This is a genomic window from Bradyrhizobium sp. STM 3562 (assembly GCF_045571435.1).
Taxonomy (GTDB): domain Bacteria; phylum Pseudomonadota; class Alphaproteobacteria; order Rhizobiales; family Xanthobacteraceae; genus Bradyrhizobium.
Window position 1 is genome coordinate 5,038,306 of sequence record NZ_CP120694.1, and the last position, 25,209, is coordinate 5,063,514.

At 64.5% G+C, this 25,209-nt stretch carries 24 protein-coding genes and 1 pseudogene; 15 read left to right on the forward strand and 10 right to left on the reverse strand.

From position 1 onward, the window contains the following. Positions 1–3: 3 nt before the first annotated feature. Positions 4–90, reverse strand: a pseudogene (locus P6U23_RS23390) (peptidase M15); the annotation flags it as partial. 233 nt (positions 91–323) lie between these two features. Between P6U23_RS23390 and P6U23_RS23395 the strand changes: the two are divergent. The 4 genes from P6U23_RS23395 to P6U23_RS23410 all read left to right on the forward strand — a co-directional run bounded on the left by P6U23_RS23395 (position 324) and on the right by P6U23_RS23410 (position 4,793). Beyond that, positions 324–1,277, forward strand: coding sequence for an aspartate carbamoyltransferase catalytic subunit (locus P6U23_RS23395; protein ID WP_407174919.1), 954 nt, complete (start codon positions 324–326; stop codon positions 1,275–1,277). A 22-nt stretch (positions 1,278–1,299) separates the two neighbouring features. Beyond that, a complete protein-coding gene (locus P6U23_RS23400; RefSeq protein WP_407174920.1) occupies positions 1,300–2,607 on the forward strand; it encodes a dihydroorotase in 1,308 nt (435 codons plus the stop codon). Between the two features lie 32 nt (positions 2,608–2,639). Next, positions 2,640–3,236, forward strand: a complete 597-nt coding sequence (gene plsY, locus P6U23_RS23405) for a glycerol-3-phosphate 1-O-acyltransferase PlsY (protein WP_407174921.1) — start codon at positions 2,640–2,642, stop codon at positions 3,234–3,236. Positions 3,237–3,431: 195 nt separating this feature from the next. Beyond that, a complete protein-coding gene (locus P6U23_RS23410) occupies positions 3,432–4,793 on the forward strand; it encodes a patatin-like phospholipase family protein (RefSeq protein ID WP_407174922.1) in 1,362 nt (453 codons plus the stop codon). On the opposite strand, the gene P6U23_RS23415 is transcribed toward P6U23_RS23410, so the two are convergent. Continuing rightward, complete coding sequence (locus P6U23_RS23415; protein ID WP_407174923.1) at positions 4,790–6,028, reverse strand: amidase; 1,239 nt, start codon at positions 6,026–6,028, stop codon at positions 4,790–4,792. The two genes, P6U23_RS23410 and P6U23_RS23415, sit on opposite strands and share 4 nt — an antisense overlap. Positions 6,029–6,207: 179 nt before the next feature. Here P6U23_RS23415 and dprA point away from each other — a divergent pair, with 179 nt between their 5' ends. Continuing rightward, the gene (dprA, locus tag P6U23_RS23420; protein WP_407174924.1) at positions 6,208–7,323 is read left to right on the forward strand and encodes a DNA-processing protein DprA; all 1,116 of its coding nucleotides are present in this window, start codon (positions 6,208–6,210) and stop codon (positions 7,321–7,323) included. On the opposite strand, the gene P6U23_RS23425 is transcribed toward dprA, so the two are convergent. Continuing rightward, positions 7,324–7,722, reverse strand: a complete 399-nt coding sequence (locus P6U23_RS23425; RefSeq protein WP_407174925.1) for a winged helix-turn-helix transcriptional regulator — start codon at positions 7,720–7,722, stop codon at positions 7,324–7,326. A 97-nt stretch (positions 7,723–7,819) separates the two neighbouring features. On the opposite strand from P6U23_RS23425, the gene P6U23_RS23430 reads away from it, so the two are divergent. Next, positions 7,820–8,434, forward strand: coding sequence for an FMN-dependent NADH-azoreductase (locus P6U23_RS23430; RefSeq protein WP_407174926.1), 615 nt, complete (start codon positions 7,820–7,822; stop codon positions 8,432–8,434). A 62-nt stretch (positions 8,435–8,496) separates the two neighbouring features. On the opposite strand, the gene P6U23_RS23435 is transcribed toward P6U23_RS23430, so the two are convergent. Continuing rightward, positions 8,497–8,718 carry a hypothetical protein gene (locus P6U23_RS23435; protein ID WP_407174927.1) on the reverse strand — a complete coding sequence of 74 codons (222 nt, stop codon included), beginning with the start codon at positions 8,716–8,718 and terminating at the stop codon, positions 8,497–8,499. A 189-nt stretch (positions 8,719–8,907) separates the two neighbouring features. Then, a complete protein-coding gene (locus P6U23_RS23440; protein WP_407174928.1) occupies positions 8,908–9,681 on the reverse strand; it encodes an SDR family NAD(P)-dependent oxidoreductase in 774 nt (257 codons plus the stop codon). A 127-nt stretch (positions 9,682–9,808) separates the two neighbouring features. Here P6U23_RS23440 and P6U23_RS23445 point away from each other — a divergent pair, with 127 nt between their 5' ends. Beyond that, entirely contained in the window at positions 9,809–10,282 is a 474-nt protein-coding gene (locus P6U23_RS23445; protein WP_407174929.1) for a winged helix-turn-helix transcriptional regulator, read from the forward strand. A 9-nt stretch (positions 10,283–10,291) separates the two neighbouring features. Here the strand turns inward: P6U23_RS23445 and P6U23_RS23450 are convergent, their stop codons facing one another. Beyond that, positions 10,292–10,528, reverse strand: coding sequence for a hypothetical protein (locus tag P6U23_RS23450; protein WP_407174930.1), 237 nt, complete (start codon positions 10,526–10,528; stop codon positions 10,292–10,294). Positions 10,529–10,755: 227 nt separating this feature from the next. Here P6U23_RS23450 and topA point away from each other — a divergent pair, with 227 nt between their 5' ends. The 7 genes from topA (at position 10,756) to P6U23_RS23485 (ending at position 19,617) form a co-directional block, all read left to right on the forward strand. Next, the gene (topA, locus tag P6U23_RS23455; protein WP_407174931.1) at positions 10,756–13,503 is read left to right on the forward strand and encodes a type I DNA topoisomerase; all 2,748 of its coding nucleotides are present in this window, start codon (positions 10,756–10,758) and stop codon (positions 13,501–13,503) included. 5 nt (positions 13,504–13,508) lie between these two features. Next, the gene (rnr, locus tag P6U23_RS23460; protein ID WP_407174932.1) at positions 13,509–15,827 is read left to right on the forward strand and encodes a ribonuclease R; all 2,319 of its coding nucleotides are present in this window, start codon (positions 13,509–13,511) and stop codon (positions 15,825–15,827) included. Then, on the forward strand, positions 15,827–16,279 hold the full coding sequence (locus tag P6U23_RS23465; RefSeq protein ID WP_407174933.1) for a DUF983 domain-containing protein: 453 nt from the start codon (positions 15,827–15,829) through the stop codon (positions 16,277–16,279). Before rnr ends, P6U23_RS23465 begins: the two co-directional genes overlap by 1 nt. A gap of 61 nt (positions 16,280–16,340) precedes the next feature. After that, positions 16,341–17,090, forward strand: coding sequence for an NUDIX hydrolase (locus P6U23_RS23470; RefSeq protein WP_407174934.1), 750 nt, complete (start codon positions 16,341–16,343; stop codon positions 17,088–17,090). A gap of 213 nt (positions 17,091–17,303) precedes the next feature. Continuing rightward, positions 17,304–18,629 carry an LLM class flavin-dependent oxidoreductase gene (locus P6U23_RS23475; protein WP_407174935.1) on the forward strand — a complete coding sequence of 442 codons (1,326 nt, stop codon included), beginning with the start codon at positions 17,304–17,306 and terminating at the stop codon, positions 18,627–18,629. 134 nt (positions 18,630–18,763) lie between these two features. Continuing rightward, positions 18,764–18,931 carry a 50S ribosomal protein L33 gene (gene rpmG / locus P6U23_RS23480; RefSeq protein ID WP_024512402.1) on the forward strand — a complete coding sequence of 56 codons (168 nt, stop codon included), beginning with the start codon at positions 18,764–18,766 and terminating at the stop codon, positions 18,929–18,931. Positions 18,932–19,086: 155 nt separating this feature from the next. Further along, complete coding sequence (locus P6U23_RS23485; RefSeq protein ID WP_024512401.1) at positions 19,087–19,617, forward strand: hypothetical protein; 531 nt, start codon at positions 19,087–19,089, stop codon at positions 19,615–19,617. Positions 19,618–19,711: 94 nt separating this feature from the next. Here P6U23_RS23485 and P6U23_RS23490 read toward each other — a convergent pair whose 3' ends face one another. The 4 genes from P6U23_RS23490 to P6U23_RS23505 all read right to left on the reverse strand — a co-directional run bounded on the left by P6U23_RS23490 (position 19,712) and on the right by P6U23_RS23505 (position 24,369). Beyond that, the gene (locus P6U23_RS23490; RefSeq protein ID WP_407174936.1) at positions 19,712–20,845 is read right to left on the reverse strand and encodes a DUF6745 domain-containing protein; all 1,134 of its coding nucleotides are present in this window, start codon (positions 20,843–20,845) and stop codon (positions 19,712–19,714) included. Continuing rightward, the gene (locus tag P6U23_RS23495; RefSeq protein ID WP_407174937.1) at positions 20,823–21,167 is read right to left on the reverse strand and encodes a hypothetical protein; all 345 of its coding nucleotides are present in this window, start codon (positions 21,165–21,167) and stop codon (positions 20,823–20,825) included. The genes P6U23_RS23490 and P6U23_RS23495 overlap by 23 nt, the downstream gene beginning before the upstream one ends. A gap of 142 nt (positions 21,168–21,309) precedes the next feature. After that, complete coding sequence (locus tag P6U23_RS23500) at positions 21,310–22,698, reverse strand: ammonium transporter (protein ID WP_407174938.1); 1,389 nt, start codon at positions 22,696–22,698, stop codon at positions 21,310–21,312. Between the two features lie 492 nt (positions 22,699–23,190). Next, positions 23,191–24,369 (reverse strand): MFS transporter, encoded by a 1,179-nt coding sequence (locus P6U23_RS23505; RefSeq protein WP_407181556.1) that lies wholly within the window; start codon positions 24,367–24,369, stop codon positions 23,191–23,193. A 200-nt stretch (positions 24,370–24,569) separates the two neighbouring features. Here P6U23_RS23505 and P6U23_RS23510 point away from each other — a divergent pair, with 200 nt between their 5' ends. Beyond that, positions 24,570–25,160: a TetR/AcrR family transcriptional regulator gene (locus P6U23_RS23510; RefSeq protein WP_407181557.1), complete on the forward strand. Its 591-nt coding sequence runs from the start codon at positions 24,570–24,572 to the stop codon at positions 25,158–25,160. Positions 25,161–25,209 lie beyond the last annotated feature (49 nt).

Sequence of the window (25,209 nt, forward strand, 5' to 3'; positions counted from 1 at the left end):
TTGGGGGAAATCATAGGCCGCCCCGCCCGCGCCCGGCAGCGAAAAGTGCCACCACTCCTTGGCATAGTTCACAAAGCCTTGCCGCGCCATGACACCACGGCTCGATGTCATCATGGCGGGGCTTCGCCCGGTTCTTCAGACGGCACCGTCATTCCGGGATGGTCCGAAAGACCAGACCCGGAATCTCGAGATTTCCGGGTTCGTCGCCTGCGCGACGCCCCGGAATGACGGCGAAAGCGGATCAGCACTCCCCGGGGGATAACTCGCCCCGCCACCTTTCACACTTGCGGCCACAAGCATCCGCGCCTATAGCTCTGGCTTTAATGACATCGCCATCGAAATCGACCTTCGTCCTCGGCCACCGGCATTTGCTGGGAATCGAGGGACTTTCCGCTGCCGATATTACCGGCCTGCTCGACCTTTCCGAAGAGTATGTCGAGCTCAATCGCCAGATCGACAAGAAGCGCACGTCCTTGCGCGGGCGCACGCAGATCAACCTGTTCTTCGAGGCCTCGACCCGCACCCAATCCTCCTTCGAGATCGCGGGGAAACGGCTGGGCGCCGACGTGATGAACATGTCGGTATCCTCCTCCTCCATGCGCAAGGGGGAAACCCTGATCGACACCGCGGCGACGCTGAACGCCATGCACCCGGACATCCTGGTGGTGCGGCATCACGCCTCGGGCGCGGTGGAACTTCTGGCGCGCAAGGTCGACGGCTCCGTGATCAATGCCGGCGACGGCGCGCATGAGCATCCCACCCAGGCGCTGCTCGATGCGCTCACGATCCGCCGTAACAAGGGCCGGATCGAGGGACTTGTGGTCGCGATCTGCGGCGATGTCCTGCATTCGCGCGTGGCGCGTTCCAACATCCTCTTGCTCAACACCATGGGCGCGCGGGTGCGCGTGGTCGCGCCCTCCACGCTGCTGCCGGTCGGCATCGAGCGGATGGGCGTCGAGGTCGCGCGCGACATGCGTGCAGGCCTGGAAGGCGCTGACATCGTCATGATGCTGCGCCTGCAGCGCGAGCGCATGAACGGCTCCTTCGTGCCGTCCTCCAGCGAGTATTTCCACTATTTCGGGCTCGACCAGAAGAAGCTTGCCTACGCCAAACCCGATGCGCTGGTGATGCATCCGGGGCCGATGAACCGCGGCGTCGAGATCGACTCCATCGTGGCCGACGGCGCCCAGTCGTTGATCCGCGAGCAGGTCGAAATGGGCGTGGCGGTACGCATGGCGGTGTTGGAAGCGCTCGCCCGCAACTTGCCGAACGCCTAGTTCAGAACTGGGACACTGGAGAATGCCGATCCTGACCGACCGCCGCCCGATCCTGCTCGCCAATGCGCGCGTGATCGATCCGTCGCGCGACTTCGACGGCCTTGCCGATGTATTGATCGCCGACGGCGTCGTTCGCGAGATGCGGCGCGGCATCGGCGCGGCCGGCGTGCCCGAGGGCACCGACATTATCAACTGCACCGGCAAGATCGTCGCCCCCGGCCTGATCGACATGCGCGCTTTCGTCGGCGAGCCCGGCTTCAGTCATCGCGAGACCTTCGCCTCCGCGAGCCAGGCGGCGGCATCCGGCGGCATTACGACGATCATCTGCCAGCCCGATACCGAACCGGTGATCGACAATTCGGCGACGGTCGACTTCGTGCTGCGCCGTGCCCGCGACACCGCCATCGTCAACATCCAGCCGATGGCGGCGCTGACCAAGGGTCTGCACGGCGAGGAGATGACCGAGATCGGGTTGTTGAAAGCGGCCGGCGCGGTCGCCTTCAGCGACGGCGACAAGAGCGTCACCAACGCGCAGGTGATGCGACGGGCGCTCACCTACGCCCGTGATTTCGACGCGCTGATCGTGCATCACACCGAGGATCCCGATCTCGTCGGCGAAGGCGTGATGAACGAAGGCGAGTTCGCGGCAAGGTTGGGCTTGATGGGCATTCCCGACGCGGCCGAGGCCGTGATGCTGGAGCGCGACATGCGGCTGGTGGCGCTGACCGGCGGGCGCTATCACGCCGCATCGCTCTCCTGCATCGCTTCGCTCGAGATCTTGAAGCGCGCCCGCGATGCGGGGCTCCCGGTCAGCGCCTCCGTCTCGATCAATCACGTCACGCTGAACGAGAACGACATCGGCCCCTACCGTACCTTCCTCAAGCTGTGCCCGCCGCTGCGCACTGAAAACGACCGGCAGGCCCTGGTTCAGGCGGTATCGTCGGGCCTGATCGACGTCATCATGTCCGACCACAATCCGCAGGATGTCGAGGTCAAGCGCCTGCCCTTCGCGGAAGCCGCTTTTGGCGCCGTCGGCCTGCAGACCATGTTGCCGGCGGCCCTGCGACTGATCCACAATGGCGACATGGACTGGAAGACCCTGATCCGCGCCATGTCGACCCGCCCCGCCGAGTTGCTCGGCCTGCCGGGCGGGTCCTTGCGCGCGGGCGCGCCCGCCGACGTGATCGTGATCGATCCCGAGACGCCCTGGGTGCTCGATCCCGCCGATCTGAAATCGCAATGCAAGAACACGCCGTTCGATGAAGCCCGGTTCTCGGGCCGGGTGGTACGCACCATCGTCGGCGGCCGCACCGTATATGAGCATGTCTGAAGCGCGGCATAGCCCCGCTGGGAGCCGCTCCAATGGGACCTGACGCTTTCCTGCCGATCGCTCTTTTCATCGGCTATCTCTTCGGCTCGATCCCGTTCGGGCTGATCCTGACCCGGCTCGCGGGCACGGCGGACCTGCGCTCCATCGGTTCCGGCAACATCGGCGCCACCAATGTCCTGCGCACCGGCCGCAAGGGCTTGGCTGCCGCCACGCTGCTGCTCGACGCGCTGAAGGGCACGGCCGCGGTCATGATCGCGGGCTCACTCGGCGGACCGAACGCGGCCATGCTGGCGGCGCTCGGCGCATTTCTGGGCCATCTGTTTCCGGTCTGGCTGAAATTTCGCGGCGGCAAGGGCGTCGCCGTCTATATCGGCGTATTGCTGGCGCTGTTCTGGCCGGCGGCGGTGGTATTCTGCGCGATCTGGCTCACGACGGCCGTCGTCACCCGCTACTCCTCGCTCTCTGCGCTGGTTGCAAGCGTTGTCACGCCGCTGTTTCTGTGGTGGTTCGGCCATCCGGCGCTGGCCTCGTTGTTCGCCGTGCTGACGCTGCTGCTGTTCTACATGCATCGCGAGAATATCAAGCGGTTGCAGGCCGGCACCGAGGGACGAATCGGCGAGAAGCGGTAGTTCATTCCTCGCTCCGTCCTTCCGGGGCGGTGCGAAGCACCAAACCCGGAATGACGGAACGAGAACCGAGCCTATCGCTGCAAAGTTACAACACATCGCGCAAATCCTGTTCGCAACGCATGTGCAGCGCTGGCAAGACTCTCTTTCGCCTGCCATCTTTGCTGCGGGGTAGTTCGCGTCAAACGGTTGCCGAAGATGAACGAGAACGATTCATCAGGCGCACAGCGGGGGCTGACTTTGCAGAGCACTACGCCATCTGAGGCGCGCGAGTTCCGGAGCGGCGCCAGCGCGCTGCTGGCCGCCGCAGACATCTGGTCGACGAACAGCGCGCCGCCGGTGCCGACGGAAGCCGTCGCGGCAACGGTGGAAGCTGAGCCGCCCCAAACGCCTGAGATCGTGCAAGGCCCCGCGAAACCCGCGACCGTGCACGGGCCGCGGCCATCCGAGCTTGCGGCGGAAGCGCGTTTCTTCTTCAATTCGATTGGAAAGCGGGCTCGACAAGCTCAACTGGCGTCGCAGGCGAGCGCCAGGGTCAGCGTGACGCCGTCGACACCAGAGGCCATGCCGGGCTTGGCCGACGCTATAGCCTGGCCGCCGCGAAAACTGTCGCTCGCCCTGCAAGGGGGTGGCTCGTTTGCGGCCTTCACCTGGGGCGTGCTGGAACGGCTGCTCGAAGAGCCAGCTTGCGCCTTTGATGCCATCAGCGGCGCCAGCGCAGGCAGCGTCAATGCCGTGCTGCTGGCGTCCGGACTGGTCGAGGGCGGGCGTGAGCGCGCACGGACGCGCCTAGCGCAATTCTGGAATCGGATGGTGGATGAGGCATCGTTCCGGTCGCTGATGCTGCTCGGCGGATTTTCGCCGGCCGGAAGCTCTGTCGCTTTCGGCGCGGCATTGCGCTCGGGCCAGTTCGATCCGCTCGACATTGACCCGCTGCGCAGGGTGCTCGCCAAGCACGTCAATTTCGAAGCACTGCGCGCCCCGTCCTGCCCCAAGCTCCTGATCGGGGCGACGCGCGTTCGCGATGGCGCGGCGCGCATTTTCCGCAATTCCGAGATCACCGCGGATGTGGCGCTGGCCTCGACCTGTCCTCCGCTTGTCCACTGCGCCGTCGAGATCGATGGCGATGCGCATTGGGACGGCGGCTATGCGACCAACCCGCCGCTGGTCGACTTGGTGCAGGAGTCATCCGCGACCGAGCTCTTGATCGTCCAGGTCACGCCGTCGCGCGACAGTTACGTGCCGATCACGGGCGCCGCAATCGATCGTCGTCTCGACCAGATCACCGCGAATGCAAGTTTGAACGCGGAAGTCGCCGCACTCGAATGGGCCCGCAGCGCCGGCGCGACCGCACCTCGGATCTCGCGGATCGCAGCGGAGGACGAGATCGACGGGCTCGCCCAGCGCAGTGCGGTTGATCTCGGCCGCGCCTTCGTGATGGCCTTGCACCGGAGCGGACGAACCGCCGCTGACCGCTGGCTGCGGGGGGCAACAAGGCCGGTCCCAGCGAAGCCGGAGTCGGCTCCGGTGCATCCCTCGCGTGAGCCGGAGCTGGTCTAAATCCGCAGCGCGCCTTCAAGAAAACGCGCTGCCGCGAGCGCCTTTGCATCCTCGCCAAAGCGCGCCACGATCTGCACGCCCACCGGCAAACCACCGTCGGCGACGTCGGCGGGTACGTTCACGCAAGGTGTACCCAGCAAGGTCCAGAGCCGGTTGAAGCGCGGGTCGCCGGTTGAGGCGAGTCCCTTGGTCGCGGCGCCCGGCGCGGAATAGGTCAGCACGACATCGACATCGGAGAGTGCGTCGCCAAATGCAGCGCGTGCGCGATTGCCGATCTCCAGCGCCTCGGCGTGGGCGGATGGTGACAGCCCGGCGGTCTCGTCCATCTTGGACCGCAGCTTCGGCGCGATCTCGTCATGATGCGTGGCGTATTCCCAGACGAGTGCACGATGCGCCTCGAAATCCTGGATGATCGGCTGGATCTGCCAGGCTTCCGCCACGACATCGGCGAGCTTGAGCGCGCGAACGGTCGCACCCGCGCGCTCGGCCGCCGCAGCCGCGATCCGCAAGGCGGCATCGCTCGCCGCTTCCACGCTGCTCGCGAAATCCTGGGTGACCACGCCGATCCGCGGCGGCTTTGCCAGAGGATCGCTCGCAAGGTCCGGTCGGCCGGTCATCGCCGACAACGCAAGGGCCAGATCCTCAACGCCGGCCGCGAACAGCCCGACCGTATCCAGCGTCCATGAGTAGCACTTGACGCCGACCGTCGGCAGCAGCCGATAGGATGGCTTGATCGCGGCAACGCCGCAGAACGAGGCGGGCCGGATCACCGAGCCCGCGGTCTGCGTGCCCAGTGCCAGAGGAATCATGCCGGCCGCCACCGCCGCCGCCGAGCCCGCGGACGATCCGCCCGGCGTGTGGCCGTGATTGCGCGGATTAAGGGTCGCGGTCGGATCGAGCGCGGCGAACGTGGTGGTCGTGGTCTTGCCGACGATCGTTGCCCCTGCCCGCTTGAGCATCATCACCACAGATGCATCGGCACGCGGCTGCCATCCCCTGTAGATGGATGAGCCCATCTCGGTCGGCAGATCGGAGGTGTCGATGATGTCCTTGATGCCGACAGCGATGCCGCGCAGCGGCCCCGCGCCCGCCGCACGCGGCGCCTTGGCGCGGTGAACGAAGGCGCCGATCGCTTTTTCCTGAATTTCGATTGCTTCCAATGATTGCGCCAGCGCGGCGTCGGGCGACAACTCGCCGTGATCGATGCGACGCTTGAGGTCGGAAACGGAGATCATGGCGGACACTCCTTTCAGTGATCGAGCCGGTCCTTAGAAATCGCATTGACGCGATGCAGGCAACCCCGAACTCCGTCATGGCCGGGCTTGACCCGTCCATGACGAATGAAGAGAGTGTACTCCACCCCCTTCCCTACGCGCGCAGGTTGCTTCATGTTAGCCGCGCAGGGGACCTTCGCGTGGACGCCATCACCTCACAATTGCAGCTTACCGATGCCGAGCGGATTGACCGCCTGCGGCTGATCCGGTCCGAAAATGTCGGACCGCGCACGTTTCGCTCGCTGCTTGCGCATTGCGGCAATGCGCGCGAGGCGCTGCGGCAGCTGCCGGAGCTTGCACGTCGTGGCGGTGCGGGTCGGTTGCGCATCTGCGGCGAGGAGGAGGCACGCGCCGAGCTTGGCGCTTGCCGAAAGTTCGGCATCGACCTGCTGGCGCCGGAGGAAGCCGGCTATCCGCCGCGGCTTGCGACGATCGATGATGCGCCGCCGCTGCTGGCTGTGCGCGGTGCGAGCAGCAGCCTGATGCGGCCGATGATCGCGATCGTCGGCTCCCGCAACGCCTCCGCCGCGGGATTGAAATTCGCGCAGGTGCTGGCGCGCGAACTCGGCGACGCCGGTTTTGTCGTCATCTCCGGGCTTGCGCGCGGCGTCGACCAGGCCGCGCATCGCGCCAGCATTGCGAGCGGCACCGTGGCGGTGCTGGCGGGCGGGCATGACCGCATCTATCCGCCCGAGCACGAGGATCTGCTTGCCGCCATTCTCGCGTCAGAAGGCGCGGCCATCTCCGAAATGCCGCTCGGACATGAGCCGCGGGCGCGGGACTTTCCTCGCCGCAACCGGCTGATATCAGGGGCCGGGCTCGGCGTGGTCGTGGTCGAGGCCGCCCAGCGTTCAGGCTCGCTGATCACCGCGCGCATGGCAGCCGAACAGGGCCGCGAGGTCTTCGCTGTCCCAGGCTCCCCGCTCGACCCGCGCGCCGCCGGCACCAATGATCTGATCAAGCAAGGCGCAACGCTGGTCACGGAAGCGGCCGATATCATTCAGGCCGTCGCGCCGATCATGGAGCGGCCGATCGCGTTGCCTGCGAATGAACCGGACAGCGATCCGCTTGAAAGCAACCTGCCAAGCGCGGAGCGCGACCGCGTCGTCACGCTGCTCGGGCCGACGCCGGTCTCGATCGACGATTTGATCCGGATGGCCGACATGCCCGCGTCGATGGTGCGCACGGTGCTGCTCGAACTCGAACTCGCCGGCAAGCTCGAGCGCCATGGCGGCGGACTGGTCTCGCTCGTTTGATCAGGCGGTGTCGTTGCGCTGGTCGAAGTGGGCGCGCGCGGCCTCGATTTGCTCCATGTGATCCATCGCCCATGTGCCGAGCGCGATCACCGGCTTGCTCAGGCCGCGCCCGAGATCTGTGAGCTCGTAGTCGACTCGCGGCGGAATGGTCGGGAAAACGGTGCGCGTGACCAGCCCGTCGCGCTCCAGCCCACGCAGCGTCAAGGTCAGCATCCGCTGCGAAATGCTGCCGATCAGGCGCTTGATCTCATTGAAGCGCTTGGGCCCATTGAAGAGCATCATGATGACGAGGACGCTCCATTTGTCGCCGACACGCGAAAGGATGGAGGCGACACCCCGGCAGTTGTCATGGTCCAGTTGTGCCGGAGGTGCAGGAAATTCGCTGTGCGCAGGTTTCACTGATGTGCCCGGGTTTCAAAAAAGTGCGTTCTTGCGGCGTTTGTGGACGGTCACTCATATAGCGCCGGTTACAAACTTATACCAAAGGGTGACTGCTATGACAAAACTTCTGCACATCGATTCCAGCGTGCTCGGCCCGCACTCGGTCAGCCGCCAGGTGACCGCCGCGATCGTCGATCGGCTGCGCCAGGCGACACCTGGCGTTGAGATCGTCTATCGAGATCTCTCCGCCTCGCCGCTCGCCCACCTGTCCGGAGCGCAGCTCGCGGCGGCCCAGGGTGCGCCCAATCCCGATCCGACCGTGCAGCAGGAGCTCGCCACCAGTTCAGCCGTGCTGGCGGAGTTCCTCGCCGCCGACATCGTCGTGCTCGGTGCGCCCATGTACAATTTCACCATCCCGAGCCAGCTCAAGGCCTGGATCGATCGCATCCTGGTCGCAGGCAAGACCTTCAAATATGGCGCGCAGGGGCCGGAAGGACTGGCAGGCGACAAGCGCGTGATCGTCGCCATCTCGCGCGGCGGATTTTACGGTCCGGGCTCACCGGCCGAGGCATTGGAACATCTGGAATCCTATTTGCGCGGCGTGTTCGGCTTCATCGGCGTGACGAAGCTCGAGTTCATTTCCGCCGATGGCATTCAGATCGGCCCCGAGCATCGCGAAAAGGCGCTGGCAGGCGCGCTGCAGGCGGCGACCCAGCTTCACGCCGCGTAAGCGAACGACTGCCGCCGAGCCGCCGCCACGCGGCGGCAACTCGCGCGCAAAACGAGGAAGCATCAATACCAGTAGCCCTGTTGCCCAAACAGCAGGGCTACCAGGCAAACCAATAGGCCGATGCCGGAGAAGAGCGCGATCGCAATGAGCTCGCTGCTCCAGGACGGCTTGCGCGCGGACTGTACAGCCTTTCGTAGATCGTCACGGCTGAGTTGGGATTGCCAGCTATCGGATTTGTCCGAAATGCGCGCTGCGGGAATCGATAAACCAAGTGCTTTAAGCATAACAGCACTCCAATATTCTTTTTAAGAAATGACTTGTTAAAAAAATGACCTGCCTTGCAAGAAAGGTATCTGCAGCCGCGCGCAAGGTTCAACGCGGCCGAAAATAACTGTTCAAGAAAAAGCGAGTGGCCAACGCCTTCCCTTGAGAGAACGCGTCGGCCGCTTTGTTTGGGAGGACGGAACCGGCCTTTAGCCGCGAAAGATCGGCGCCCCCGCAGGCGAACCCGTCGCGCCGCCGTCGACAAAGATTTCCGCACTCTGCACATGCGCCGCATCGTCGGAGGCCAGGAACAGCACGGTTTTGGCGATGTGATCGGCTTCGGCCATTCTGCCGAGCGGGGTCGTGCGCGCGATGCGCTGCTCCAGCGCTGCAAAGGCCTCGGGCGTCGGGGCCGCGCCATTCCAGATCGGCGTCCGCGCACCGCCAGGCGCCACCACGTTGACCCTGATGCCACGCGGCGACAGTTCTGATGCCATCACCCGCGCCATCGCGCGCACACCGGCCTTGCTCGCGGCGTAGGCCGAATAGCCGGGATTGCCAAGCACGGAGATCACCGAGCCGTTGAGAATGATCGACGCGCCGTCGTTCATATATGGCAGCGCCGATTGCACGGTGAAGAACACCGAGGTGATGTTGGTCCTGATCACCGTCTCGAAGGTTTCCAGGGTCGTCGCACCGAGCGGCGTGCTGCCGGGAATGCCGGCATTGGCAAAGAGGATGTCGAGCTTGCCGAACGTCTCGACCGCCCGCCTGATCGCTGCCTCGGTAGCTGCGTTATCGGTCGCATCCGCCGCCACCGCCAGCGCGCTCGCGCCCAGTTCGTTGGCCGCCGCGTCGAGCGTCTCCCTGTTGCGGCCGGTAATGGTCACTTTAGCGCCTTCGGCGACGAACAGTCTTGCGGTCGCAAAGCCGATGCCGCTGTTTCCGCCGGTAATCAATGCCGTCTTGTTCGCGAGTCTCACGAGTGCCTCCATGCTGGTTTGGTTTCATAATTAAACCGGACTTGCGATCTAGGTCGCCTGGTTTTATAATGCAACTACACAAAGCGGTGATGCATGCATCATCGAACGAAAATCTGAACGAGCGGCGATGGTGAAACGGACGAGCCTGGAAGGCGATGGATGCCCGATCGCGCGATCGCTGGACGTGATTGGTGACTGGTGGTCGCTGCTCATCATCCGCGACGCCTTTTTGGGCCGCCGCCGCTTCGGCGAGTTTCAAAAGAGCCTGGGGCTGGCCAAGAACATTCTCACGGCGCGGCTGCGCATGCTGGTCGAGGAAGGCATTCTCAGGATGGCGCCCGCCTCCGACGGCAGCGCCTACCAGGAATATGTGCTCACCGAAAAAGGGCGTGGCGTGTTCCCGATCCTGGTCGCCTTGCGGCAATGGAGCGAAGAGTTCGACCGCTGCCCCGAAAGCATCGCAACCATCATGGTCGATCGCGAAAAAGGCCGGCCGGTGAAAAGGCTCGAGCTGCGCGCCCAGGATGGCCGCTTGCTCACGCCGGCCGACATCGCGCTAAAGCCGCGCCCCGCAGCAAAGCGTCGCCGGGCGAGCGCGTAAGCCGCGCGCTCAAGACAGCTTCCGCCGTCGGCGTAAGCGATCCTCTGCCTCAAGCCGCACCATCGCCAGCAGATGATTGAGCAGATGCAGCTCGTGGCGCCGGGCGAGTTCGGCAAGTTCGGACACGGTCTCGGCAATGAAAGCGGCAGCCTCGTCCGGTCCGCCCTCCCCGGGCGGGTCATCGTTTTCCGATTGGCGGTTTCTGCGCGAGGTCGCCCGCTTCCGCTTGCGTCCAGTGCCGGCCACGCAATTACATCCCGCTCGGTGTATTTGCATCAAAATACACCCAAATGGTGCGCAACCCTAGGGCGGTATTGTGCAACCAATCCGGGGTGAAGTTCCCTTTCTTCGTCCCACTTTCAACACCTGGCGATTTGACAGAGGGGCCGGCACCACCCATGTTCGGACCCAAAGGGGGCGGCTCGAGTCTTGACGGAACCGCCCTAGATTCTCCCGTAAGTCACTGGAATTACATGAATATCGTCATTGTGGAGTCGCCGGCGAAAGCCAAGACGATCAACAAATATTTGGGCTCGTCCTACGAGGTTCTGGCCTCCTTCGGCCATGTCCGCGACCTCCCGGCGAAGAACGGATCGGTCGATCCGGACCATAATTTCAGGATGATTTGGGAGGTCGATCCCAAGGCGGCAGGCCGGCTCAACGATATTGCCAAATCCTTGAAAGGCGCCGACCGCCTGATCCTGGCAACCGACCCTGATCGCGAGGGCGAGGCTATCTCCTGGCACGTGCTGGAGGTGTTGAAGGAGAAGCGCGCACTCAAGGATCAGAAGATCGAGCGCGTGGTCTTCAATGCCATTACCAAGCAGGCAATCTCCGAGGCCATGAAGAACCCGCGCCAGATCGACGGCGCCCTGGTTGACGCCTATATGGCGCGCCGCGCGCTGGACTATCTGGTCGGCTTCACCCTCTCCCCTGTCCTTTGGCGCAAGCTGCCCGGCGCCCGCTCGGCGGGCCGGGTGCAGTCGGTCGCGCTGCGGCTGGTCTGCGACCGCGAGCTCGAGATCGAAAAATTCGTGCCCAGGGAATATTGGTCGCTGATCGCGACCTTGCTCACGCCGCGCGGCGAGGCCTTCGAGGCCCGCCTGGTCGGCGCCGACGGCAAGAAGATTCAAAGGCTCGACATCGGCTCCGGCGCGGAGGCCGAAGCGTTCAAGAAGGCGCTGGAAGCGGCCGCCTTCACCGTCACGACGGTCGATGCCAAACCGGCGCGGCGCAATCCCCAGGCCCCCTTCACCACCTCGACTTTGCAGCAGGAAGCAAGCCGTAAGCTCGGCTTTGCCCCGGCGCACACCATGCGCATCGCCCAGCGCCTTTATGAAGGCATCGATATCGGCGGCGAGACCACCGGCCTCATCACCTATATGCGTACCGACGGCGTGCAGATCGCAGGCGAAGCGATCACCCAGGCGCGCAAGGTGATCGGTGAGGACTACGGCAATGCCTATGTCCCCGACAGTCCGCGCCAGTACCAGACCCGCGCCAAGAACGCGCAGGAAGCCCACGAGGCGATCCGTCCGACCGACCTGTCGCGCAGGCCCGACGCCATGCGCCGCAAACTCGATGCCGATCAAGCCAAGCTTTATGAGCTGATCTGGAAACGCACCATCGCCAGCCAGATGGAATCGGCCGAGCTCGAGCGCACCACCGTCGACATATCGGCGAAGGCGGGTGGACGCGCGCTGGAGCTCCGCGCCACCGGCCAGGTCATCAAGTTCGACGGTTTCCTCGCGCTCTATCAGGAAGGCCACGACGACGATGGCGACGAGGAGGACAGCCGTCGCCTGCCCGCCATGAGCCAAGGCGAAAACCTGAAGCGGCAAAACCTTGCCGTCACCCAGCACTTCACCGAGCCGCCGCCACGCTTCTCTGAAGCTTCGCTGGTCAAGCGGATGGAAGAGCTCGGCATAGGCCGTCCCTCGACCTATGCCTCGATCCTGCAGGTCCTGAAGGACCGCGGTTATGTGCGGCTGGAGAAGAAGCGGCTCTATGGTGCCGACAAGGGCCGCGTCGTCATCGCGTTCCTGGAAAACTTCTTCCGCCGCTATGTCGAATATGACTTCACGGCCGACCTCGAAGAGCAGCTCGACCGCATCTCCAACAATGAGATCTCCTGGCAGCAGGTGCTGAAGGATTTCTGGCGCGACTTCATCGGCGCCGTCGATGATATCAAGGATCTGCGCGTTGCCGAGGTCCTGTCCGCGCTCGATGAGATGCTCGGCCCGCACATCTATCCGCCGCGCGCCGATGGCGGCGATCCCAGGCAGTGTCCGACCTGCGGCACCGGCAAGCTGCATCTGAAGGCCGGCAAGTTCGGCGCCTTCGTCGGCTGTTCAAACTATCCGGAGTGCCGTTACACCCGTCCGCTCGCCGCCGACAACGAGGCAGCCAATGCCGACCGTGTGCTCGGCCGGGATCCCGAGACCGGGCTCGACGTCGCCGTCAAGGCGGGGCGCTTTGGTCCCTACATCCAGCTCGGCGAGCAGAAAGACTATGATGAGGGCGAGAAGCCCAAACGCGCCGGCATCCCCAAGGGCACCAATCCCGCCGACGTCGATCTCCAGCTCGCGCTGAAGCTGCTGTCGCTTCCGCGTGAGATCGGCAAGCACCCGGAAACCGGCCTTCCGATCACGGCCGGCATCGGCCGGTTCGGACCGTTCGTGCGGCATGACAAGACCTATGCGAGCCTGGAAGCCGGGGACGAAGTCTTTGACATCGGCTTGAACCGGGCCGTCGCCCTGATCGCGGAAAAGGCGGCCAAGGGTCCAAGCCGCCGCTTCGGCGCCGATCCCGGCAAGGTGCTGGGCGATCATCCGAGCCTCGGGCCCGTCGCGGTGAAGAGCGGACGCTACGGTGCCTATGTCACCGCAGGCGGCGTCAACGCCACCATCCCGAGCGAGTTCGAGAAGGACAGCGTCACGCTCGAACAGGCGATCGCACTGATCGACGAACGCGCGGCGAAGGGTGGCGGCAAGGCCAAGACCAAGGCCGCAAAGACCAAGACGGCCAAACCCGCCAAGGATGAGACCGAAGCCGCCAAGCCCGCGAAAAAGGTCGCGGTGAAGAAGGCTGCGGTCAAGCCGAAGCCGGAGGCCACCAGCAAGGCGCGTGCTCCGGTGGCGACGGCAGCCAAGACATCTGCCGCAAAACCCGCGCCGGCGTCAAAACCGGCGGCGAAGAAGAGCGCCGGAAAGGCTCGCTGACCACAGTGAAGAAGCAGAAGGACAATGGCTTTCCCGACCGCCAGGCCATTGTTGCCTTCATCCGCCAAAATCCTGGCAAGGTCGGGACACGCGAGATCGCCCGCGAGTTCGGGTTGAAGAATGCCGACCGCGCCGAGCTCAAGCGGATCCTGCGCGAGCTCGCCAACGAAGGCACCATCAAGAAGCGCGGCAGGAAGGTGCAGCAAACCGAGGCCCTGCCGCCGACTGTCGTCGCCGACATTACCGGCCGCGACCGCGACGGCGAATTGATCGCGACCCCGACCGAATGGGACGAGGTGGAAAGCGGCGAGCCGCCAAAGATCCGCATCCATCTGCCGCGCCGCGCGCGTCCCTCCGCCACCGCCGGTGTCGGCGACCGCACGCTGCTGCATGTCGAGCCCTCCGACGAGGGTGACGGCGCGGCCTATCGCGGACGCATCATCAAGATCATCGATCGCGCCAAGAGCCGCATTCTCGGCATCTTCCGCAAGCTTCCCGACGGCGGCGGCCGGCTCGTTCCCGTCGACCGCAAGCAGGCCGGACGCGAACTCAACATCGCGGAAGCCGACAGCCAAGGCGCGCGGGACGGCGACCTCGTCAGCGTCGACCTGATCCGCACCCGCGCCTTCGGCCTCGCCTCCGGGCGGGTGAAGGAGCGGCTTGGTGCGATCGCGTCGGAAAAAGCGATCAGCCTGATCGCGATCCACGCCCATGACATCCCGATGGAGTTCTCCAGGGCCGCGCTGCGCGAGGCCGAGGAAGCGCAGCCTGCGACGCTGAGGGGCCGTGAGGACTGGCGCGAGGTGCCGCTCGTCACCATCGATCCGCCCGACGCCAAGGACCATGATGACGCGGTGCATGCGCAAGCCGATCCCGATCCGAAGAACAAAGGCGGCTTCATCCTCCACGTGGCGATTGCCGACGTCGCCTTCTATGTGCGCCCCCACTCCGCGCTCGACCACGACGCTTTGATGCGCGGCAACTCGGTCTATTTCCCCGACCGCGTGGTGCCGATGCTGCCCGAGCGCATCTCCAACAATCTCTGCTCGCTGGTGCCGGGTGAGCCGCGCGGGGCGCTCGCGGTGCGCATGGTAATCGGCGCCGACGGCCGCAAGCGCTCGCACAGCTTCCATCGCGTGCTGATGCGCTCGGCCGCAAAACTCCATTACGCGCAGGTGCAGGCGGCGATCGATGGGCAGCCCGACGACAGCACGGGCCCTTTGCTCGATCCGATCCTCAAGCCGCTTTATGCGGCGCATGAGGCGATCAAGCACGCGCGCAAGGAGCGCGACCCGCTCGATCTCGATATTCCCGAGCGCAAGATCCTGCTCAAGGCCGACGGCACCGTCGATCGCGTCATCGTGCCGCAAAGGCTGGAGGCGCATAAATTGATCGAGGAGTTCATGATCCTCGCCAATGTCGCCGCGGCCGAAATGCTGGAGAAAAAGGCGCTGCCGCTGATCTATCGCGTGCACGACGAGCCCAGCTTCGAGAAGGTGCAGGCGCTGCAGGAATTCCTGCGCACGCTCGACCTGCCGTTTGCGAAGGGCGGAGCGCTACGGCCCTCCTTGTTCAATCGCGTGCTGGCGCAGGTTCAGGGGCAGGACTACGAGCACCTGGTCAATGAAGTGGTGCTGCGCTCGCAGGCGCAGGCCGAATATTCGGCCGAGAATTACGGCCATTTTGGCCTGAACCTGCGCCGCTACGCGCATTTCACCTCGCCGATCCGGCGCTATGCCGATCTGATCGTGCACCGCGCCCTGATCCGCGGATTGGGGCTTGGCGAGGGAGCGCTGCCGGATGGCGAGTCGCTGGAAACCTTGAGCGAAATCGCCGCGCAGATTTCCGCAACCGAACGCCGGGCCATGAAGGCGGAGCGCGAGACCGCCGATCGCCTGATCGCGCATCATCTCGCCGACCGCATCGGTGCGACGTTTCAGGGCCGTATTTCCGGGGTCACCCGCGCCGGCCTGTTCGTCAAGCTCGACGACACCGGCGCCGACGGCTTCATTCCGATGCGTTCGCTGGGCAGCGAGTATTACAATTACGACGAAACCCGCCACGCTCTGGTCGGTTCACGCTCCGGAGCCACCCATCGGCTCGGCGATGTGGTAGATGTGCGGCTGGTGGAGGCGCAGCCGGTCGCGGGCGCGCTGCGGTTCGAGCTTTTGAGCGAGGGCGAATTCGCGCCCACGGTGCGCCGGCGGGACGGCGCCAAGATGCGCGCTGCGCAATTGCGCCGCGTCACACGTGAGAAAGGCCGCAAGCAGGACCGGACAAAGGCCCGCAAGACAAAAGCGGGCAAGACCAAGCGAGGCAAGTGATGGACAGTGCAAATCCAGCCACCAGGGTGTGGACCCGCGAGACCGCCGAGACCGCTACGCACGAGAAACGCGATCTCTGGCTTGCGATGAAGCGCGGCTTTCGCGGCCGCTGCCCGCGCTGCGGTGAAGGCAAGCTGTTTCGCGCTTTCCTGAAGGTGGACAACAACTGCTCGGTCTGCGGCCTCGACTTCACGCCGCATCGCGCCGACGACCTGCCGGCCTACCTTGTCATCGTCATTGTCGGGCATGTCGTCGTGCCGCTCGCGCTGATGATCGAAACCGAATATGCGCCGCCCGTCGCATTGCAGCTTGCGATCTATCTTCCCTTGACGTTGATCCTGTCGTTGCTCCTGCTGCAGCCCGTGAAAGGCACCGTGGTCGGCCTGCAATGGGCGCTGCGCATGCATGGCTTTGACGACGAAGGCGGCTATAGGGACGACCCGCCGCTGTAGACTATCCTCGACCCGCCGTCATCAGTTTTGATCAGAAAAAGAACAAATCATCGGGGTGGAAATGACGGAAGCAGCGGCAGCGGCTAACGAAGAAAAGCGGGAAGAAAAAGAGGCCGACCATCATCCCTATTACCGGCCGAAGGATGCGGCGACGCTGATCCTAGTCGATCGCGCCGGTCCCATTCCAAGGGTTCTGGTCGGCCGCCGCCACGACAAGGTCGTGTTCATGCCCGGCAAATTCGTCTTCCCGGGCGGTCGCGTCGACAGGGCGGATCATCGCGTGCCGGTCGCGGCGCCGATTCCGAAAGAGCTTGAAGCCAACCTGCTGAAAGGCAGTCCCAAGATCACCGCCTCCCGCGCCAAATCGCTTGCGATTGCCGCGATCCGCGAAGCCTGCGAGGAGACCGGCCTCTGCCTGGGACGCAAGACCGATAGCTCCGCAGGACTCGACGGCCCCTGGGCGCCATTCGCGCAAGCAGGCCTGCTGCCCGATCCGTCCGGGCTCTTCCTGATTGCCCGCGCCATCACGCCGCCGGGCCGCGTGCGCCGTTTTGATACGCGCTTCTTCACCGCGGACGCCTCCGCCATCACTCATCGCGTGGAGGGCGTGGTGCATGCGGACGCCGAACTGGTCGAACTCGTCTGGGTCGAACTCGGCTCGAAGCCGCTGGCCGACCTGCACCCGATGACCAAGAACGTCCTGGGCGAACTGGAAAGACGGCTTGCCACTGGGCCGCTCCATCACGACGCGCCAGTGCCGTTTTTCCACTTCTACGGCGGCAAGATGCAGAAGGATGTGTTGGGAGCCTAGCCCCCTTGACGTCATTCCGGGGCGCGACGACGTCGCGAACCCGGAGTCTAGAAGTTGTGGCGCGAGATTCCGCTTTCGCGCTTCGCGCGCGCCGGAATGACGAGCATGCCAGAGCGCAGCCTAAAAACAAAATAATCTTCCGTCATTCCACGCTGGCGCCGCCCGCGGCCATCCCTATGTCTTTGCAACGACACTTTCAGCGGGAAGCGGGCGATGAGACAACGTCAACTCAAGCTCGGCGCTTTCATGCGCCCGGTCTCAATCCACACCGGCGCATGGCGCTATCCGGGCGCGTGGCCCGACGCCAACTTCAATTTCCCGCATCTGAAGGACCTGATCCGGAAACTGGAGGCGGGCAAATTCGACGCCTTCTTCATGGCCGATCACCTGGCCGTGCTGAACATGCCGATCAATGCCTTGAAGCGCAGCCACACCGTGACCTCGTTCGAGCCGTTCACGCTACTCTCGGCGCTGTCGACCGTCACCGAGAACATCGGCCTGGTCGCGACCGGCTCGACCACGTTTGACGAGCCCTATCACATCGCCCGCCGTTTCGCCTCGCTCGATCACATCTCCGGCGGCCGCGCCGGCTGGAATATCGTCACCACGTCCAATCCCGACGCCGCCCTGAACTTTGGCCTCGACGATCACATGGAGCACGCCGAGCGCTATCGCCGCGCGCGCGAGTTCTACGACGTGGTGACGGGATTGTGGGACTCCTTCGCCGACGACGCCTTCGTCCGCGATGTCGAGCAAGGCCTCTATTTCGACCCCGCCAAAATGCATGTGCTCGACCACAAGGGCAAATATCTGAAAGTACGCGGTCCGCTCAACATCGCCCGCCCCGTGCAGGGCTGGCCGGTGATCGTGCAGGCCGGCGCATCCGAAGACGGCAGGCAGCTTGCGGCGGAAACCGCGGAAGCGGTGTTCACAGGCGGCGGGAGTCTTCCCGACGGGCAGAAGCTCTATGCCGACATCAAGGGCCGCATGGAAAAGATCGGGCGCAATCCAGAGCATCTGAAGATCCTGCCGGGCGCCTTTGTCGTGGTCGGCGACAGCGTGGAAGAAGCCAAGGAGAAGCGCGCCCTGCTCGACAGCAGGGTGCATTACGATAGCGCCATCGCCTCGCTCTCGGTGATCCTGGGCACGGATGCCTCCGGCTTCGATCCCGACGGGCCGCTGCCGGAGATCCCCGAAACCAATGCTTCCAAGAGCGGGCGGCAGCGGCTGGTGGAGATCGCCGTCCGCGAAAAGCTCACCGTGCGCCAGCTCGCGCAGCGCGTCGGCGGCTATGGCGGGCTGTCGTTCGTCGGCACGCCCCAGACCATCGCCGACCAGATGCAGGAATGGCTGGAGAGCCGCGGCAGCGACGGCTTCAACATCATGTTTCCCTACCTGCCGCAGGGGCTGAGCGATTTCGTCGACAAGGTCATTCCGGAACTGCAGCGGCGGGGCATTTTCCGCAAGGAATATGAGGGCAAGACGCTGCGCGAGAATCTCGGCCTGCCGCGGCCGAAAAACCGGTTCTTTGAGGGTTAATCACGCGGAATCGGCCCCTTTTTCGGTCCGAAATCCTTGACTTTGAGCCGTATCTCGCTAGGTTGCCGGCAACTCAAGCGGTCCGGTTTTGGCCGGCGCCCTGCCCAGGCTCCCAGAATCGAAGGTTTTAGGACATGGCCAAAGCGGTCACCATCAAGGTCAAGCTCGTGTCCTCGGCGGACACCGGCTACTACTACGTCGCCAAGAAAAACTCGCGCACCATGACTGAGAAGCTGGTCAAGAAGAAGTATGACCCGGTCGCGCGCAAGCACGTCGAGTTCCGCGAAGCAAAAATCAAGTAACATCGCGGGAATGCTGCTGACTTCCGACGGGGCCTTGAGCCCCGTTTTTATTTGCGGCGGAAGGTCACGCTTTCGCCGTTCCAGCCTTCGGGCATGATCCTTGCCTCGCGCTGTCGCCGGATCAGGCTCTCCTCCGGTCCGACAAAAGGTTCGCCATGATCGCAACCTTGGACGAAGGCAATGTTGGTGGCTATTCGGTCACCTACGAACGCGACGAGAGCTACTTTCCGGTCTACATCACGGCCGCGCTCGCGGCGATCTTTCTCACCGCCACCTGGATCACCGGCGCGCTCTATTGGCTGCTGCCTGCCGCGGCGGCCGCCGCCTTCACCTACTACAACATGCCGCTGCTGGAGACCGGCCGCCCCACGATCGGCGCCAATCAATACGGCATCTTCATCCAGGCCTTCGGGCTGATCCGTTGGCGCGCCATCGAACGCATCGACCTCGTCGAGATCGCCGAGCGCGCCATGACGGTCCATGAATTGCAGATCGTGCTCAACGTCCCGCTCTCCAGCGCGCTGGTCGCCGATTGGCGCAAACAGCCATTCCACCGCCGCTTCATGCGCCTGCCCTGGCGGATGAATCACAGCAACATGGTGCGGATCGATATCGAGCCGTTCGACCAGCCGCCGGACGCGATCCACCGCACGTTCCTGCGGATGTGGCGCTATTATCGGAGTTAATCCCGTCATTCTCGCGCAAACGGCTTCGCCGTTTGTCACTGGACGGCCGCTTTGCGGCCTCCTCAGGATGACGGGTCGAAAACACCCATCTGGTTCACGTCCTCACCATGACGTTCGCATATTCATCCGCCCGCATCCCGTAGGTCCAGGCAACCGCCTCGCGCGCGGTCTGGACGTTTGCGGGCACCTGTAGGAAGAAGTGCTTATGCGTGCCGTCCGGCTCCGGCGTCGCGTTGATCACCTCGACGGCGGACCAGATGTCATAATTGAACCAGATCCTGCGCCAGAGCACGCCGGTCTCGTCCGCGGCTATTTTTCTCGCCCCGCCGAGCGCCACGAAACACTGCGGCGTCATGATCTCGATCATGCAACGGCGGAGCTGAACGTTGCTCTCGGCATCGATCGCGGCGAGCGTGATCGTTGCCGGCTGTTCGATCATCCAGCGCGGCACCTCCACGCCCTTCCAGGCGAAGACCGACCAGCCATCGGCAAAGCGCAGCGCCGGTCCGCTCGCATGATGCAGCCGCGCCTCGGCGTCGCTGCGCAGCACCTTCGGCCGCTCCGACAGCCAGCAGGTGTGCTCGTGCGGCTGCAGCCAGCCCACATTCATCGCCACCTGCCAAAGTCCGAGCAGCAGCGCGGTCTCCTCCTTGAGGCCGAGGACATCGCGGACATATTCGTAAGGCCCGAGCCAGGACAGCTCGGCTGGCCCCGCCGCGCTGTAGCGAAAGCCGTCGCGCCCCAGCAGCACATTGAGCGTGCCCCGCCACGACAGTGGACGCGATCTCTGCAGGCGACTGAGCAGGGATCTGCCGTCATGCGCCGTTCCCGTCCCCTGGACGACGGCGTCCACGACGGAGGCGATCAGCGCATCGGCGGGATTCACCGCGCGCTCGACCTGCGCGCGGATCCGCGCGCGCAGGCGTGCCCGCACGCGCGCTGCGACCTGCCGGCGCGGCCGGTCGATCACGGCCGATTTCACATTCGGCCCCTCGGTGCGCGATGCCAGGCTGGCGCGATCAGACAGGTCGACCGGACCGTCGCACCAGATTATGCGGCTCGGCGGCTTCAGCTCCGCGGCCTGGTAGGCCAGCCGAACGCCCTGCTCGGCCGCCGCGCGATCGCATGGCGCGGTCGAGCGGCGGATCGCCAGCCAGCGCGCCCGATAGCGATCGAGCGCGGCCGTCTGCTCAGCCGTCAGTGCCTCAATCGGCGAGGACGCGCGCATCCCTGGGCCCGAGCTCGCGCTGGCGGCGGACGCGGTAAGTTCCGCGTGGCAGCGTGATCGGCGCATGTTCCTCATGCGTCACCCGCGCGTAAGGGGATGTGACCTGGACATGGCCGAGATAGAGGCCTGGGGGGATATCGGCCGCGAGCTTCTCGTCCCGGAATAACGTCACGCGCTCGGCGATCGCGTGACGATGGCCGCTCTCCTCGCCTTCCGCCAGCACCATGGCCACGCCGTCGAGATTTTCGGTCACCGTGCCCGACGGAGCCGCATCGGCAACGCGCTCAAGCAGCAGGTCTCCTTGCGCAAAGATCTCCCTCATCGCCGTCTCCTTGTGCTTTCGAGCACCCGGCGGCGTGCTGGGTGCTCTTTCGTTCCACCCAATGTCTCAATCTCTTTAAACCTCATCCGGCGCGGAGGTTCGCGCCGCATGAGGATCTTTTATGTTGGGCAGTATAGCACGATCAGTGCACGACTTCTCCGTGCAGTGCGAGATCGAGCCCTTCGCGCTCCGCATCCTCGGAGACGCGCAAGCCCACGAACATCTTGACGACGAGCAGGATGATCAGGCTGACAACGGCGTCATAGATGAACACCGTCGCTACACCGATGCACTGGTTGACGAACTGGCCGGGGTTGCCTTCCAGCACGCCGGCGGTACCGCCATATTGCTTCACCGCGAAGACCCCCGTCAGCAAGGCGCCCACGATGCCGCCCAGGGCGTGCACGCCGAAACAATCCAGCGCGTCGTCATAGGCAAACATCCGTTTCAGCCCGGTGCAGCCCCAATAGCAGACGACGCCGGCGGCGATGCCGATGGCAAAGGCGCCGACCGGGCCGACAAAGCCGGAGGCCGGCGTGATGGCGACGAGGCCCGCCACCGCACCGGAGCAGATGCCGACCACGGTCGGCTTGCCCTTCAGCGCCCATTCCACCAGCATCCAGGTGAAGGCGGCCACCGCAGTCGCGATCTGCGTCACCAGCATGGCCATGCCGGCCTGCATGCCTGCGGTCACCGCGGAGCCGGCGTTGAAACCGAACCAGCCGACCCACAACAGCGAGGCGCCGATGAAGGTGAGCACCATGTTGTGTGCCGGTCCGGTCTCGACGCGCTTGCCGAGCATGATGGCACACATCAGCCCGGCGACGCCCGCATTGATGTGCACCACCGTACCGCCGGCGAAGTCGAGCACCTTGACCCAGGCATCGTCGTTGCCTGCGGCGAAGATGCCGTCGGGACCCCAGACCCAGTGCGCGATCGGTGCGTAGACGAAGATCGCCCACAGGCCGATGAACCAGAGCATCGCCGAGAATTTCATGCGCTCGGCGAAGGCGCCGGCGATCAGCGCGGGCGTGATGATCGCGAACGTCATCTGGAAGCAGATGTAGACGCTCTCAGGAATCGTTGCGGCGAGCGGATTGGGATTGCCGATGCCGCCGGCGCCGATATCGCTCAGGATGTCCTTGAGGAACATGCGGTCGAGCCCGCCCACGAACGGTGAGCCGGCCCGGAACGCCATGCTGTAGGTCAAGATCGCGAACAGGATGGTGACGAGGCAGGTGACCGCGAAGCTGGTCATAACGGTGTCGCCGACGTTCTTCTTGCGCACCATGCCGCCATAGAACAGGCCAAGGCCCGGAATGGTCATCATCAGCACCAGCGCCACAGAGGTCAGCATCCAGGCGGTGTCGCCGGAGTTCGGTGTGCACTTCTCCAGGATCTTCCCGCCGCAGGCCGGCGGCGCGTCGTCGGCAAACGCAAGGTCACCCAGCGCGAGCCAGAGGGCCGCGACCCCGACCAGCGCCACCACTGATGTCGCGAGCCTCCGGCGCGCGATTTTCCCCGATTCCATTGTCGTCCTCCTTGTCCCAATCGTTGTCGGCATTGTTGTAGGCGTGTTGCAGTGCAGGCGTCTTGGAGCTCCTGGTCGTTTGGACGCAGGCGAACGGCGCCCGGCGCGAAGTGCTGTTCGCGCCTTTTTCGCCCTGCTTGCGTTGTTGAGAATGGGGACGATGACCCGCAGAGGCTGCAGGCGGATCGATCCGAATGTCGGGCGCAGAGGCTCTGCCCGGCGCCGCTGCGCGGCCGTCGAGGCGTACCGGCTGAAGATTGGCGACGACGAGCCTCATGGCTGACCGGCCTTGTCCTTGGGAAGCCCAAGGTCGGGAGAACGTCAGCGACGTTTCCCGACTCCAATTCCTAGCCAGCTTCAGTCAAGATTCGTGCCATTCGCGATGGCGGCGCAACCACCTGACTTCCTGCGGATTTTGCGCCTTTGCGGCGGAGAACAGTTTTCTCCTGCCGCTTTAGTCGGCAAATATCAGCCCAAAGAATAGGCGGCACTTCAGGCCGGACGCAGCATCGGCGGAGCCGTCGGCCGCAGCAGTGCAAAGGCAACCTGGATGACACCGGCCGCCAGCCCCACGGCCACACCGATCCGCCAGGCCAGACCGTACGAGCCAAGCGTATCGTAGATCAGGCCGCCGCCATAGGCGCCGACAAAGCTGCCGATCTGGTGGCTCATGAAGGCAAGGCCCTGGATCATCGCCTGCCATTGCAGGCCGAACATTTCCGCGACCGCGCCGGCGACCAGCGGCCCGACGCCGAGCCACAAAAATCCCATCAGGGCCCCGAACACCAGCGTCGTGGTCGGCGTCGGTGGCAGCATGAAATACCAGGCAAGCACCAGGGAGCGGCAGACATAGATGCCGCCGAGCAGCGCGAGCTTGTTCCAGCGCCCGCCGGCCCAGCCGAAGAACAGGCTGCCGAGCACGTTGAAGCCGCCGATCACCCCAAGCGTCTGCGCGCTCAGCATCGGGTCCATGCCGCAGATCAGGAGATAAGACGGTAAATGCGTGGTGATGAAGACGAGCTGCATGCCGCAGACGAAATAGGCCAACGTCATCACCACGAAGGACGCGTTGGTGAAGGCCATGCTCACCGCGGCGCCGGCCGAGATGTTGCCGCCGATCTGGCCGGACGACCGCTCGGGCAGCGGTATCTTGTCGACCCGGCCGGCAAGCCAGGCAGCGGGAAGCAGCAACAGCGCGAGCACGACAAAGCCACCAAGGCCGAAGCGCCAGCCATAGCCCTCATTGAGCACCTGCCCGATCGGCGCCGATAACAGCGCTCCCAGCGAGCCCGCCCCCGAAACGATGCCCAGCACGGTGCTGCGCACGCTTTCAGGCACCGCGCGCGTCGCAACCGACATCGCAATCGCCGCCGCCGTGCAGGCCAGGGACATCCCGATCAGGACGCCCGCGCCGACCATGACAGCAACAAAGCCATGCGCGCTCGCCATCAGCACCAGACCCACGATGTAGAATAGCGCGCCCGCGATCATGATGGGACGAAAACCGTGGCGCACGGTCAGCGCGCCGGCGACCGGCTGCAAAAATCCCCAGGCAAGATTTTGCACCGCAATCGCGAGCGTGAACTCCGAGACCGAAATGCCGATGTCGTGCGTCAGCGGTTGCAGAAAGATCCCGAGCGACTGGCGCAGCCCCATGCTCAGGCTCAACATCAAGGAGGCGCCGATCAGAATCGCAAGCGCGGGACGCAGGGTCTTGGCGAGGGTCACGGTTGTTTTCTCCCCTTTTTGCGGCCGCATCTCAGGCGCGGGCTTGATTACACAGGTCTGTGTAATTAACATACCAAGGGCCGTCGCTTGTCAAGGCAAAAGTAAACAGGTCTGTGTACATGCCCGCCGCCGCCAAACCCGACATGAAAGAGCGGATCCTGCACACCGCGGACCGGCTGTTCTATCTGAAGGGCATTCGCGCCATCGGCGTCGATACCATCGCCGCTGAGATCGGCATCAGCAAACGCACGCTCTACAACCACTTTCCGTCCAAGGACGAGCTGATCTCGGCCTATCTCAAGCGACGCTTTGTGGTGGCGAGCGCGTCCGAGAAGCCGCCGGTCGCGCAGATTCTCGGCTATTTCGATGCGCTCGAGCGGCGCTTTTCCGCGAAGGATTTCCGCGGCTGTCCCTTCGTCAACGCAGTCGCCGAACTCGGCCCCGAGGACCGCGCAGTGAAGAAGATCGCGATCGCCTTCAAGGAAAGCCGCAGGCTCTGGTTTCGCGATCTCCTGGCACAGCTTGGTGTGGCCGATGCGGAAGGCTTGGCGACACAACTCGTGCTCCTGGTCGATGGTTCGATCGCGCAGGATCTGGTGCGCGATGATCCGGCCATGGCGCGGGCGGCGAAAGCGGCGGCGAAGGTGTTGTTGAAGAATGCGGGGGTGAAAGTCGAAGACGACGCTACGCAAGCACCACGGGGACTTTCGAAGCGGCAGGCTTCCGCATCCTGAGCCGTCATCGTCCGCGACAGCGGATGATCCATGGTTGGAGGCGGTCAGC

Bases quoted from the DNA above. Each gene is read 5' to 3' on its own strand.
- P6U23_RS23395 (WP_407174919.1), top strand. From the start codon at position 324: ATGACATCGCCATCGAAATCGACCTTCGTCCTCGGCCACCGGCATTTG.
- P6U23_RS23400 (WP_407174920.1), top strand. From the start codon at position 1,300: ATGCCGATCCTGACCGACCGCCGCCCGATCCTGCTCGCCAATGCGCGC.
- plsY (WP_407174921.1), top strand. From the start codon at position 2,640: ATGGGACCTGACGCTTTCCTGCCGATCGCTCTTTTCATCGGCTATCTC.
- P6U23_RS23410 (WP_407174922.1), top strand. From the start codon at position 3,432: ATGAACGAGAACGATTCATCAGGCGCACAGCGGGGGCTGACTTTGCAG.
- P6U23_RS23415 (WP_407174923.1), bottom strand. From the start codon at position 6,028: ATGATCTCCGTTTCCGACCTCAAGCGTCGCATCGATCACGGCGAGTTG.
- P6U23_RS23430 (WP_407174926.1), top strand. From the start codon at position 7,820: ATGACAAAACTTCTGCACATCGATTCCAGCGTGCTCGGCCCGCACTCG.
- P6U23_RS23435 (WP_407174927.1), bottom strand. From the start codon at position 8,718: ATGCTTAAAGCACTTGGTTTATCGATTCCCGCAGCGCGCATTTCGGAC.
- P6U23_RS23445 (WP_407174929.1), top strand. From the start codon at position 9,809: ATGGTGAAACGGACGAGCCTGGAAGGCGATGGATGCCCGATCGCGCGA.
- topA (WP_407174931.1), top strand. From the start codon at position 10,756: ATGAATATCGTCATTGTGGAGTCGCCGGCGAAAGCCAAGACGATCAAC.
- P6U23_RS23465 (WP_407174933.1), top strand. From the start codon at position 15,827: ATGGACAGTGCAAATCCAGCCACCAGGGTGTGGACCCGCGAGACCGCC.
- P6U23_RS23470 (WP_407174934.1), top strand. From the start codon at position 16,341: ATGACGGAAGCAGCGGCAGCGGCTAACGAAGAAAAGCGGGAAGAAAAA.
- P6U23_RS23475 (WP_407174935.1), top strand. From the start codon at position 17,304: ATGAGACAACGTCAACTCAAGCTCGGCGCTTTCATGCGCCCGGTCTCA.
- rpmG (WP_024512402.1), top strand. From the start codon at position 18,764: ATGGCCAAAGCGGTCACCATCAAGGTCAAGCTCGTGTCCTCGGCGGAC.
- P6U23_RS23485 (WP_024512401.1), top strand. From the start codon at position 19,087: ATGATCGCAACCTTGGACGAAGGCAATGTTGGTGGCTATTCGGTCACC.
- P6U23_RS23490 (WP_407174936.1), bottom strand. From the start codon at position 20,845: ATGCGCGCGTCCTCGCCGATTGAGGCACTGACGGCTGAGCAGACGGCC.
- P6U23_RS23495 (WP_407174937.1), bottom strand. From the start codon at position 21,167: ATGAGGGAGATCTTTGCGCAAGGAGACCTGCTGCTTGAGCGCGTTGCC.
- P6U23_RS23500 (WP_407174938.1), bottom strand. From the start codon at position 22,698: ATGGAATCGGGGAAAATCGCGCGCCGGAGGCTCGCGACATCAGTGGTG.
- P6U23_RS23505 (WP_407181556.1), bottom strand. From the start codon at position 24,369: ATGTTGAGCCTGAGCATGGGGCTGCGCCAGTCGCTCGGGATCTTTCTG.
- P6U23_RS23510 (WP_407181557.1), top strand. From the start codon at position 24,570: ATGAAAGAGCGGATCCTGCACACCGCGGACCGGCTGTTCTATCTGAAG.